The organism is Paenibacillus auburnensis (genome assembly GCF_927798115.1).
GTDB lineage: Bacteria > Bacillota > Bacilli > Paenibacillales > Paenibacillaceae > Paenibacillus_AQ > Paenibacillus_AQ auburnensis.
In genome coordinates, this window is sequence record NZ_CAKMMG010000003.1 from 435,611 (window position 1) to 445,723 (window position 10,113).

The 10,113-nt window shown below is 47.8% G+C and carries 10 protein-coding genes; 2 read left to right on the forward strand and 8 right to left on the reverse strand.

What is annotated here, in order from left to right:
• Positions 1-35: 35 nt before the first annotated feature.
• Together L6H70_RS15680 and L6H70_RS15685 are read right to left on the reverse strand one after the other, a co-directional pair.
• Complete coding sequence (locus L6H70_RS15680) at positions 36-911, reverse strand: carbohydrate ABC transporter permease (RefSeq protein WP_236334681.1); 876 nt, start codon at positions 909-911, stop codon at positions 36-38.
• A gap of 21 nt (positions 912-932) precedes the next feature.
• A complete protein-coding gene (locus L6H70_RS15685) occupies positions 933-1,898 on the reverse strand; it encodes an ABC transporter permease (protein ID WP_236334684.1) in 966 nt (321 codons plus the stop codon).
• Between the two features lie 245 nt (positions 1,899-2,143).
• Here L6H70_RS15685 and L6H70_RS15690 point away from each other — a divergent pair, with 245 nt between their 5' ends.
• Positions 2,144-4,489, forward strand: a complete 2,346-nt coding sequence (locus L6H70_RS15690) for a helix-turn-helix domain-containing protein (RefSeq protein ID WP_236334687.1) — start codon at positions 2,144-2,146, stop codon at positions 4,487-4,489.
• A gap of 169 nt (positions 4,490-4,658) precedes the next feature.
• Here the strand turns inward: L6H70_RS15690 and L6H70_RS15695 are convergent, their stop codons facing one another.
• From L6H70_RS15695 to L6H70_RS15710, 5 genes are all read right to left on the reverse strand, one after another.
• On the reverse strand, positions 4,659-5,417 hold the full coding sequence (locus tag L6H70_RS15695; RefSeq protein WP_236334689.1) for a class I SAM-dependent methyltransferase: 759 nt from the start codon (positions 5,415-5,417) through the stop codon (positions 4,659-4,661).
• Between the two features lie 218 nt (positions 5,418-5,635).
• The gene (locus tag L6H70_RS15700; protein WP_236334692.1) at positions 5,636-6,475 is read right to left on the reverse strand and encodes a PP2C family serine/threonine-protein phosphatase; all 840 of its coding nucleotides are present in this window, start codon (positions 6,473-6,475) and stop codon (positions 5,636-5,638) included.
• Between the two features lie 5 nt (positions 6,476-6,480).
• Positions 6,481-6,960: a zinc-ribbon domain-containing protein gene (locus tag L6H70_RS15705; protein ID WP_236334694.1), complete on the reverse strand. Its 480-nt coding sequence runs from the start codon at positions 6,958-6,960 to the stop codon at positions 6,481-6,483.
• Positions 6,961-7,004: 44 nt separating this feature from the next.
• On the reverse strand, positions 7,005-7,139 hold the full coding sequence (locus L6H70_RS28705; protein WP_279306761.1) for a hypothetical protein: 135 nt from the start codon (positions 7,137-7,139) through the stop codon (positions 7,005-7,007).
• A 15-nt stretch (positions 7,140-7,154) separates the two neighbouring features.
• Positions 7,155-7,892 carry a hypothetical protein gene (locus tag L6H70_RS15710; RefSeq protein WP_236334697.1) on the reverse strand — a complete coding sequence of 246 codons (738 nt, stop codon included), beginning with the start codon at positions 7,890-7,892 and terminating at the stop codon, positions 7,155-7,157.
• A gap of 158 nt (positions 7,893-8,050) precedes the next feature.
• Between L6H70_RS15710 and L6H70_RS15715 the strand changes: the two genes are divergently transcribed.
• Positions 8,051-8,695 carry a CPBP family intramembrane glutamic endopeptidase gene (locus tag L6H70_RS15715; RefSeq protein WP_236334699.1) on the forward strand — a complete coding sequence of 215 codons (645 nt, stop codon included), beginning with the start codon at positions 8,051-8,053 and terminating at the stop codon, positions 8,693-8,695.
• A gap of 158 nt (positions 8,696-8,853) precedes the next feature.
• Here the strand turns inward: L6H70_RS15715 and L6H70_RS15720 are convergent.
• Positions 8,854-10,113: S-layer homology domain-containing protein (locus L6H70_RS15720; protein WP_236334702.1), on the reverse strand; the 1,260-nt coding region annotated here is incomplete at its 5' end.

Here is a 10,113-nt window from a genome sequence, read left to right on the forward strand (position 1 = left end):
TCTCTCCTTTTCCCTCTTAGCTCTTTGTGTGAACTTTAGCCTTTAACCGCACCGATTAAGGCGCCTTTGGTGAAATATTTCTGTGTAAAGGGCAGCAGGATAAAGATTGGAAGTGAGGTTACCATGATGGAAGCGGCTTTCAGCGAAGCAGTGGAGATGTACTTGGTTGTGTCCTGCCCCGCCATCCCGCTGTTCACAAGCTGCTGTCCATCCAGAATATTGCGCACGATCAGCATAATAGGATACATACTGGTTTTATTCAAATAGATCAGGGAGCTGAACCAGTTATTCCAGTAGAAGACAATCATGAACAGCGCCATTGTCACCAGAATCGGCTTCGATAAGGGAAGCACCATGCGAAACAGGATTTGAATCGGATTAAGTCCGTCGATCAGTGCCGCCTCCTCAATCGGTTCGGGGAACTCACGGAAGAAGTTCATCATCAGCATTAAATAATAAGGCGTAATACAGAACGGCAGAATTACCGCCCAGATCGAATCCAGCAGACCCAGACCCTTGATCATCATATAAGTAGGAATCATCCCGCCGTTGAACAGCATGGTCAGCATAATCATCCAGATGATAAAGGACTGGCCGGCGATTTTTTTGGACAAGGGATAGGCACACATCGTCATCAGCAGGAGACTTAGCACCGTGCCGATTGTCGTCTGGAGCACTGAATTCCGGAAACCGCTGAGAATATCCCGGTGGCTCAGGATGAACTGGTAGGCCTTAATATGGAACCCCACCGGCAGAAAGGCTACTTTCCCGCCGGCATTGGCCGCAGAGCTGCTGAAGGATACCGCAAGCAGATGTATAAACGGCAGCAGCACCGCACCGCATACGACGACGATGAACAGCGCGAGAACCAGCCTAAAGACCCATTCCTCATTTCTTCTAATGGTGCGCATGGCAGTCTCCTCTCTTCAGGATCAATATAAGGAATAGCGGGTATACTTCTTGGCCAGTGCATTGGCGGTGACTACAATTACGAGTCCAAGGAGGCCTCCAAACAAGCTGATTGCTGTAGAGTAGCTGTAGTTGGTGCTCTGTATGCCGATCCTGTAGACAAGCGTCTCAATCACATCGCTGCGCTCCGAGTTGCTTGGCGTGTACATCAGCAGCACCTTTTCAAAGGCAACTGTCATCAAATGGCCGAAGGACATAATGTAGACCACCACTATTGTCGGCATAATCTGCGGCAGCGTGACATGCCAGATTTTTTGCAGCCTCCCCGCTCCGTCCATATCCGCCGCCTCGTACAGCTGATGGTCAATGGAGGTAATGGCCGCAAAGAAAATAATCGAGTTCCAGCCCGTAAACTGCCAGATCTCCGATGAGATATACAGAGTCCGGAACCACGCTGCTTCATTCATAAAAAAGGTAGGCGGAATCCCAAGCATCCCCAGCAGCTCATTAACCAGCCCGTAGGTCGGTGATAGCAGCTCCGTCATCAGCCCGACAACAACAACAACAGAAATGAAATTCGGCAAATAAGAAACCGTCTGGACCAGATTCCGCATCTTGGCCGGTTTTATCTCATTTACAATCAAGGCAAACAGAATCGATACCGGCACAGTAAATACTAAATGATAGATATTCAGCAGCCAGGTGTTGTTGAACGCTCTCCAAAAGCTCGCCTCGCCAAGGAACATTTTGAAATACCTTAGCCCCGTCCACTCTTCACCATAAATCGATCCGCCGGGGACAAATTTGCGGAAGGCCAGAATGTTGCCGATAATCGGCCCGTAGCTGAATAACAGAATATACAGCAGCGGGATAAGCAGCAAAATATAATAATGAATATTTTTTCTGATGATCCTCCGCGTCCGGTTCATCCGCCCCTCCTTTCGTACCGCTCTGCTGTGCGCTTTACCCATGATCATCACACGATTCATCTACTCACCTCCTCGTAGTTCCTACGTCATATTTAAGGACATTTCGTTAGGATTAAAAAGAGACAGAATGCAATTCGTGTAATATATAATGACAAAAATAATTCAAATTCGAAATACATTTTTATTAATTGTCTCACTTTTAGCCTTTTATGTTATTATACCTGTCATAGGAGTAGTAATTTTTTGTACTCACCTACTATTATTGAACTTAAACCTATCTTCAGATTACAGAGGGGGAGACAATAGTGAGAAGGAGAGTTACTGCATTCGTCAAAGGTAAATTCCGGAGCATGATGTACCGCTTTTTCTTTTGCTTTCTCGTCCTGGCCTCGCTCATCCAGCTGGTGAGCTTCATCAATTACCGGGTCAACCTGGGTTATCTGGAGACGCAAATGAAGGAGAATTACAATACCGTGCTAAGCAATATTGCTGACGGGCTAAACAACGTGTTCACGGAAATTTACAGCCTGAATTATTTACTGTCACTGGATGAAGCGACGATGCAGGTCTTCTCCTCCAATTTCACTGTGGATTCACACGCCAAATATGCCCGCGTCTCCCAAAGCATCCGTTCGCTCGCTCGCATCCGCTTAATGAATGAATATATAGACAACGTCTTTATTTATAAGAAGCGGGACGGACTGGTCATCAGCGATCAGGGCACCTACCCTGCTGCTGACTTCTTTGGCCGGAGCCGGCAGCTCGAGCTCTACACCGAGGATTTCTGGAACGCCTACGGCTCCCAAAACAGGCCATTTCAGATTCTTCCTCCATCCAGGTCCGTTTCCCAAAACGGTGCCTACATTCTTCCTGTCGTCCAGACAGCCATCGCCGAATATAAATCCAACGATTTGTTTGTCATCAGCGTTAAGGTAGATTCACTCGTACAACTGCTAATGGACTCCAAGCTCACCCCCAACAGTAAGCTGTTTGTGTTGGGTGATGACCGCCAGGTGATCGCTTCCACGGAGATGGACACGCCCGATGTGGAAATCAGCCAGTTTCTAAAAACCTTTCAAGCGGGTGATCAGTCCCATCTCAAAACCGAAATCGGCGGAAATGCGATGCTGGCGATACAGATGAACACCCGCTTCGTATTCAAGAATCTGAACATGGTTGCCCTTGTGCCGGTCACCGACATCGAGGAGAGTATGAGTGTTATCAAATTCTGGGGCAATCTGCTGAATATACTCGCTCTGCTCCTCTCGGTCCTCATCTCGTTTCTGCTTAGCCGGAAGCTGTATGCCCCTCTTCAATCCCTGATCGTCAAGCTGCCTGCAGCAGGCTCAGGTCCGCCGGCCAACGAGTATAAGCTGCTGGACAGAGTGTTCCACAGGATGCTCGATGATGTCAGCAGGCTCAATGACAAATTAACCTTCATCTATCCGATGGCACTGGAGCAGTGGATGGTGAACCTTCTGCGTTTCAAGCGGCTTCCCGACCATCAGGAGACCGAAGCATTCCTTCAGAAAAGCGGTTTTTCCTTCGAGCACTCTTCCTTTGTCACAGCTCTGATCCGGGTCAAGTTTGCCGGGCCATTTCTTGGAGAATACAGCAAGAGCGAGCAAAATATAGCGCGCAACCGGATTCTCCAGCTGCTGAAGGAGCACATCCCGGCTGCCCGGCAGTGGATCGTTGTGGAAATAGAGGATAATGTGTATAGCCTGCTGGCCAATGTGCCGCAGCTTACCGGCCGTCATAAGGAGCTGAACACATATTTCACCCTCGTTCAGGACTCTCTACACATGGATCATGATGTTCAGGAGACATCCATTGGCGTGGGAGAGACCCATCCAGGATTCGCCGGGTTGCAAGAATCTTATCTTGAGGCCATGAAGGCCATCTGGCGCATCTCACCGCTGCAGCATGAGCGGATTCATTATTCCGTAAGAACGGAATCTGAGAAGGCAGAGGCATTATTAAGTGCGGGCGACAGCAGAAAGATCTTTAATGTGGTCTGCTCCGCTAAAAAAGACGAGCTGTCCGGGCTGCTAGAAACGGTTGTGCTCCCGCATCTGTCCGGGGGGCTGAATGAAATCGGACTTAAAGAGCTGTATCTGCAGATTTTTGTGATCGGTTCAGAGGTACTGAAGCATAAAGACACCACCCTGCCGGATGGCGCCTACCGGGAGTATTTCCATAGAATCCTCTCGGATAACCCTCTGTCTGTAGATGGAACGATGGAGTTTCTTACTGAGTTTCTGGAGGCAATTATGGAGGCGGTAAATCCGGAGACGGACGGGCCTCAGTCCGTGATCTTCAAACAATTTATAGACATGCATTATCAGGAGGAGATTCATCTCGACCTGCTGGCAGACAAATTTCATACAACGTCCAACTACATGTCCCGTCTGCTCAAAAAAGAGCTGGGCAAGCCGTTCCATCAGTATCTGCAGGAGCTGCGGATTGGAAAAGCCAAAGAGCTGCTCGCCCGCACCGATCTGCCAATTCAGGACATCTGGGCGGCAGTGGGGTTTAATAACCGTAATTCCTTCATCCGTTCGTTCCGAAAGCTGGAGGGCATCTCCCCGACCGATTACCGCAACCAGTTCCCGGCAGCAGGCGACGAGGATATCCGGAAACAAATGTAACGGATTTTCACGGACTTTTTTGTCTAGCCAAAAAACCCCCTTCTCTAACCGGTCTATGGAACCGAATTGTAGGGGGTTGTTTCTATATCTTCCTTATATACGAACTCCAGCTGTTCCAGCGCCTGGTACCGCCCGCCGCTCCTCCGTTCCAAAGTAACTCTGCCTGTCATCAGATGCTTTTCTTAGCAATAATATGCGTAAAAATGGCGACATCCCTGTAAGGACTCAGCTTGCCGAGTTCCAGCTCTAATTGCACCATGCGGTTATGCCAGTCTCCGTCCTGCTTGATTTCATTATCTGCGACATAGCCGTATAGATTATGTATCCCGAAGCGTTCTTCAATTTCATAGCCTGCAGCCTGAAGCCAGCCTGCCAGCTGCTCATAAGGATATACGGTAAACTCCGTCTGGATAAGTCCGCTGTATTCCTTGCTACTGCTCAGGCTGGCAAGCGCGCTGTCCGGATCTTTATTCAGGATGGCCTTCTTCATGACCTTCGCAGCCGGATTATGCGCAATTAGCGATACATAACCATTCTGCTGCTGACAGCCGCCAATACGCTGAACAAACTGCCCCGGATCCTCCGTATATTCCAGAATATTGTGGCAAAAGATCCAGTCGTGTGTTCCCAGATTACCCGCTACTCGCTCAAAGGAATCACCCAGGTAGCAGACGTTTAGAACTTCCTTTGCCGCAATCGCAATCATCTCCGGTGTCGGCTCAATACCCGTAACATCGTGGCCTCTCCGGCTGTATTCATTACTGGAAATACCGAAGCCGCAGCCAATATCCAAGATAGACTGGCTCTTATCAGGCATGAAAGTGCCGATTTGTTCCCAGGCCGTCAGATAAAACAATCTGCCCCAGGGCATTCGCGTGTAGTTCAAATACGGTTCTATTGATTTTGAAAAAGCGGTCGTTGCAGCCATCGGCTTCATCCTCTCTACGTCGTATCAAGTAACGATGAAACTTAGATCTTTTAAAAGGGGTATTATCGTAACTCCGGGGAACATTTGATTATAAACACTATAATATAACCCCGCTTCCGCTGGATGCATAATCCATCACTGTAACTCTATCACATTGTCCAATAGAAACAGCCCAAGCTGTACGCTTGAGCTAAGAGTTTTCTGAAATTCACGCCGAATCACTTATTGGCATCACTCGGCATTACCGCCGCATGCTCATTATAGTAACTCCAGGCAATAACGGTCGCACTGTCGCGGCCTTGCGCTTCATGTACTTCCAAGATTGCGGCCTCTACACAGGACTGCAAATTTTTTTCATTATAAAATGCTTGGTACAGCTTGCCCGGATCCTCAAAGGTCTGCCTGCCCTGCTCCAGACGCCCGTATTCCAAAAGGCCATCTGTGGTCATGACGATCACATTGCGTCCTTTTCTCAATTCCCTGACCCCAGAGGAGAAGCAGGCTACCGGCTGATCAAAGGTATTTACATATCCGATCCACTCATAATAGTTACGCTGATTCAGCAGGTATTGTCCCCTGGCAGCCAGTTCAGGATGCAGCAGATACACCGAGTTGTCGCCCACCGAAAACCACCACAAATAATTTTCCTTGCGCACGCATATGAGGCACGCTGTTTCACCTGTAACTTCCTTGCACTGGCTTCTGAAATCATCAGATCCCAGGGTCGTAAGCAACAGCGTCTCCAAATCCTTAAAGGCCACATGGATAGGCCGCGAAAGACACTGCTCAATCTCGCTGGAGATATGTTTGACTGTCCTGATCAGCAGCTCTGCACTTTCAGCCGTATTATGGGCATCCAACAGCATACTGAACTCCCAGGTCCCGCCCGGTCCAATTAGAATGAATAACCCGTCTTCATTTTTGTCCGCGCCTGCCAGCGAATTACCGCCATACCGGCCAATCACCATATTTTCAAAAGTTCCCGGCTTGAGATGATCCAGATACTTCTCCCCGCTGCCAACCCAGCTGAACTCGCCCTTTCTTGTTCTCTGACCCATGTTGCTTAGTTGCCCCCGGTGTCTTTTTTATCCAGTGACAGGGGGTTTACCTTCGCCTCGGGTGCTTGCGGGGCTTGGAGCGTTTGCGTAATCTTAGGCTCTTGCGGAGTTTGCGGAACCTGCGGTTCACGCGGAGCTTCGAAGATGTGCCCACAGTTCGGACAGAACCGCGCTTCCGCCGGCACACTGCTGCCGCAGTTTTTACAATGCTTCCCGTCCCCCAGCGCTTCAATCTGCTCCAGATTGGCTTCGATCTCGGATTTCAGTACGAGCACACGATTCATATTTACCGCAAAGGCTTCTTTAGGCAGGGTTAATTCATTTAGCGTAGCTTCAAACAGCATTTTGCCCATCACCTGATACTGCCTGTCAATTTCATTCTGCTTGCTGCTGTTTTGCAGCTTCAAACGGTTTACCTCGACGACGTTCATGGCCTTGTTCCCGGCTTCAGTCATACCCGCTTTAAATTTGTCAAAAAAACTCATCTGTATCCCTCATTTCCGGTTGATATCCCCTTTCAGCATACTATTCAATACCTTTCAAGGATAGCCCAGATGATGACGCCTTCCTTGCGGTATTTGTGGGGATAGACAAAGCTGGCTTTGATCCGGCTTTTTTTGTCGTAATATACTCTGGCTCTCAGCCCCTGATCGTAATCGTACATCCTCTATAGATCCAATCACTGCGCACTGCCCGCGGCTTCAATGTACAGTATGTGGTCCCGGTTAATGCAATAGATATGGGCTGCCTCCGAACGGTGAATATGGTCTCCGGCGATAATGTCACCTCTACCTGCATGATGCAAAAGATACATCCCCGGCAGGGTTTCACCGCTCACCAGCTTGATATTGACTCTGGGATGTATCCGGTAGTCCCCCGCATAAGAGTTATAGACCGGTTTCATATACAGCCTGCCGATTACAAAATATAAAACAATAAGCAGAATGAAGAATCCGTACACTACCGGCCGCTTCTGGTGATAGGCGAAATATAAGATATCGTAGTTGTCCGTCATATTCAGGTTAAGCGTGATTTTGAGCCTGTCCATTAGCTTCATCGCGAATAAGCCAAAAAAGCAAGCGCCCAGCAAACTATGTACAGCCATTAACCCTAAACGGGCAGATTCCCGGTACTTACGATTTCCTGAGCCCAAAATATATGTAATAATAATGCCGATCAGCACCAAAGACATCAGAAGTGAGCTGTCGAACGGATGAAGCACAAATACTACCACAGAGGATAGAATAACAAAGATAAGAACTTCTAACGTTACTTTGTGCCAAGAAGGTCTTCGGCTGGCGTACGCAAAAGGGGCTGCAGGGTAGTTCCTATAAAAATCAATACCGTACACAACGAACAACAGAATGCCAAACCATACCATCGCATTAAAAACCGGCAAGAAATGCAAATATTCCACAGACGAGGTCTCCCCTTCAAAAATTTTCCTTAATATTATCATATTTAAGCTGCTTTGGATTAAATCTCTCATTTTTGTTATTTTTATCATATATGTGCTGGCTGGTTAGCGGCTAAATTAGATTAGTCTGAGGAATGATCTGCAAAGGGGATTATGAAATGCTAATGTTAGGGGCTTTAATTGCTGCAGTGTTGATATCGTTCTCATTTAAAATTGTGGAATGGATAACCGGTCTATTTGACAAACGCTTCATGCGGTATACCATCTATATCTGGGGATTTCTGCTTATAGCAGCAAGCCTGTTTATCAAAGAGAATTATGTGTTTCATCTGCCCCGTAATATTCTGACAGTTCTACCGCTATGTCTGGTAATACTACCCATCAATTTGCTCATTTCAAGGCGCTCCGGCTATTCGCCCATAGGTCTTTTTAATCGTATTAATTTTGTTATCACCTATCCGGTATTTGAGGAAATCTCCTTTCGCGGTCTGATACTGCCTATACTTGTACGCCATCAAAGCCTGGGAGAAAAGTTCACGCTCGAGCTTGGGAATGGCCTCTTTCCGAATTTAAGTCTGGCAGTGATTATTACGGCCGTTCTATTTGCAGTTTCTCATTTGCAGTATTACAAGCTTAATGCAGAGAGCACCCGGTTTATGCTTTTTGCGGTGAGCGGAGGTCTGTTCTTCGGGGTGATTGCCCAGGCAACGGAATCTATTCTCCTGACCATTCTGCTGCATATTGCGTTCAACGGTTCAGCGGCCTTATATGCCTATTCTGCTGCCAAAAGACAGCGTACATAAATCAGAACTGGCAGATGCATAATTCGTCATTTCGCAATCCTCTCGAGCTGTACAGCTCTTTCACTTTCCAATGAACCCGCAAAAAAAAAGACGTCCCGGTGTACGATGCTCGCTTAGGAACAAAGTATCCGTATACGTCTTGGTCGTAGAATAAAAGTTTAGATCATCTTCAGAACGCTAAGCAAACGATAAATGAGTACAGCACTTTCAGCACGTGTTGTATTCTTATTTGCCTGAATCGGAAAAACATCACTGGTCTTGATGACCCCTGCCCGAATCAGCGCGTCAACAGCGGACTTCGACCAGGCTTTATATCCGGCAGAAGCCTCAAACTGCTGAAGTGTCACATCAGTTGCTGATTTGAATCCGCCATAGACTAACGCCTGATTTATAATGCTGATCATCTCCTGCTGAGTAATCGTCTGATTCGGCCGGAAGGTCTCATCCGGATATCCTTTAAACAGACCACTTTGGACAACTGTAGCCACAGCGCTGGCATACCAGGCTTCTTTTTTAACATCCTTGAAGTTCAAATCTGCAGATACTGGAGTTAAGCCGAGCGCCTTCACCAGCAGAGCAGCAGCCTCGGCTCGGGTAACTGTTCCTTCCGGTTTAAAGGTGCTATCCGTGTAACCGCTGATGATCCTCCGGGCACCCAGTTTCCCAATTGCCTCACTAGCAAAGTGAGTTGCAGATACATCTTTAAATCCCGCTTGCCCCGCGACAACCGTGTACATCGAATTGCCCTTACGATAAGCAGTTACCTTAATCTTGTCGCCTTCCTGAACAAACGTTGCAGGCACAGTAATGACTTGTTTTCCAGCTGTATCAATCATTACTGCTGATAGTATATCGGCACTCACTCCGGATGGCTGAGGAATATAAAATACATGGCCGATATACTGCTCTGTATCTTTAATTTCGTGTGAAGCCCCGCTGCCGTTGGTTACATTTATTGAGAATTCATAAGGAGTTCCGATTGCATTCAAGGACTGCAGGAGAAGCAGTTGTTTTGCTGATTCTACAGTTTCTTTGCTCGCCAGAGTTGCTTGGAGAATGACGGATGACTGCTCGTCGCTACCGGCAGCAGACTTTAGCACACTGCCCGGTATGATAAATCCTTTATCAATTCCCTGCACCTCAACTATAGCCGTGGCATCTTTGGCTATGATCTTAGCCAACTGTGCATTTGTAATTGACAATTCCACCTCGTCTGCCGCTTCTGGAATTTGAAACAACAACCTGCTGGCGCTGCCTGTCCATTTCGTCAATTCTGTTTCTAAAACACTGTCACTGATCTTCACCAGCACTTTCACAGTACCATCTGCATTTTTCACCGTTTCAGTTACAGCCAGCTTAGAGGCAGCCTGCGTTGCCGGAGTGACTACAGGCAAAACTGCGCCACCACCGCCACCGCC

Excerpts from the sequence above, each read along its gene's own strand:
- L6H70_RS15695 (WP_236334689.1), bottom strand. The coding sequence starts at position 5,417 with ATGGCTGCAACGACCGCTTTTTCAAAATCAATAGAACCGTATTTGAAC.
- L6H70_RS15685 (WP_236334684.1), bottom strand. The coding sequence starts at position 1,898 with ATGAATCGTGTGATGATCATGGGTAAAGCGCACAGCAGAGCGGTACGA.
- L6H70_RS28705 (WP_279306761.1), bottom strand. The coding sequence starts at position 7,139 with ATGTACGATTACGATCAGGGGCTGAGAGCCAGAGTATATTACGACAAA.
- L6H70_RS15700 (WP_236334692.1), bottom strand. The coding sequence starts at position 6,475 with ATGGGTCAGAGAACAAGAAAGGGCGAGTTCAGCTGGGTTGGCAGCGGG.
- L6H70_RS15680 (WP_236334681.1), bottom strand. The coding sequence starts at position 911 with ATGCGCACCATTAGAAGAAATGAGGAATGGGTCTTTAGGCTGGTTCTC.
- L6H70_RS15705 (WP_236334694.1), bottom strand. The coding sequence starts at position 6,960 with ATGAGTTTTTTTGACAAATTTAAAGCGGGTATGACTGAAGCCGGGAAC.
- L6H70_RS15715 (WP_236334699.1), top strand. The coding sequence starts at position 8,051 with ATGCTAATGTTAGGGGCTTTAATTGCTGCAGTGTTGATATCGTTCTCA.